This is a genomic window from Shigella sp. FC1567 (genome assembly GCF_001743015.1).
GTDB lineage: Bacteria > Pseudomonadota > Gammaproteobacteria > Enterobacterales > Enterobacteriaceae > Escherichia > Escherichia coli.
This window is the reverse complement of the sequence record NZ_MIIV01000282.1, coordinates 1-1,264: the sequence shown is the minus strand read 5'-3', so window position 1 is coordinate 1,264 and position 1,264 is coordinate 1. Positions and strand designations below refer to the sequence as shown.

Sequence of the window (1,264 nt, the reverse complement as noted above, 5' to 3'; positions counted from 1 at the left end):
AGTGCGCTGGGTTATCGCTCGCCACGGGAATATCTGCGGCAGCGGGCTTGTAATGGGTTAAGTGATAACAGATGTCTGGAAATATAGGGGCAAATCCAAACATAAAATGCGAATTATTTAGTACAAAAAGTGAACTTCTGATGATCTTTCCCTGTGCGGGTTATCCTCACTCAGCAGGTTGCCCCATTCGTCATACTCTACACGCCATCCGGTTCGGCCGTCACTGCGTATCAGCGCCAGCGGCAGTCCCCGGTGGTCGCAGTGGTACAGGTGAATTTTACGCAGCGGCGTGTATTCCGGCTCCATCTGGTTTTTCATCATGATAATGGTGGCTGTGGCTGCCGCCGTCACGGATGCGCTGCTCGTCTTTTTCCGTCAGCTAGCCCCGTTCGTTGTACTGCCAGCACTCGGCATCTTCATCATTCACGGTACGGTGCGTCAGGCGGTCGGCTTCATCGTAATGCCAGAACGTGACCAAGCTTTGATGTCGCTCACTGTGATCTAGTACACGCTACACCCTCCGTCAGGGTGCGAACCACGCCCACGATTTCTGCTTGGTTCTGTCTTACTGTGATTTACATTTATTTTTAGAGTTCTGTACATTTTTAATAAGCAATGATTCATTCAGATACTGTCCCCAATATATATTTAACGCCTTTTCAGTATTTGGATCATTATATTCATTACATAAATATTGGAATGTAAAAGAAATAGCCACCCTTTTATTACGACTAAAGCAATCAAGATTTTTTGCTATCCATGTAGTGCTGGGGATACCATTCCTAACAGGAGGAGTGAGCATATTTAAAATAGTATCCACTAAAGCATCAGCTTCGTAATAATTTTCAATAAAAAGTTTTAAATAGGCTGCAATATAATATGAGAATGCTGGTTTAGTGAGACACATGACAGCATCGGTAATGACTCCAACTTACTGATAGTGTTTTATGTTCAGATAATGCCCGATGACCTTGTCATGCAGCTCCACCGATTTTGAGAACGACAGTGACTTCCGTCCCAGCCTTGCCAGATGTTGTCTCAGATTCAGATTATGTCGCTCAATGCGCTGAGTGTAACGCTTGCTGATAACGTGCAGCTTTCCCTTCAGGCGTGATTCATACAGCGGCCAGCCATCCGTCATCCATACCACGACCTCAAAGGCCGGCAGCAGGCTCAGAAGACGCTCCAGTGTGGCCAGAGTGCGTTCACCGAAGACGTGCGCCACAACCGTCCTCCGTATCCTGTCATACGCGTAAAACAGCCA

The 1,264-nt window shown here is 46.8% G+C and carries 1 protein-coding gene and 2 pseudogenes; all 3 read right to left on the bottom strand.

Features of this window, described 5'->3' with window-relative positions; translation table 11 throughout:
* Positions 1-150 precede the first annotated feature (150 nt).
* Positions 151-321, bottom strand: a pseudogene (locus BHE85_RS15765) (RHS domain-containing protein); the annotation flags it as partial.
* Positions 322-565: 244 nt separating this feature from the next.
* Positions 566-907, bottom strand: coding sequence for a hypothetical protein (locus tag BHE85_RS15760; protein WP_226342192.1), 342 nt, complete (start codon positions 905-907; stop codon positions 566-568).
* 24 nt (positions 908-931) lie between these two features.
* Positions 932-1,264, bottom strand: a pseudogene (locus tag BHE85_RS15755) (IS1-like element IS1X2 family transposase); the annotation flags it as partial.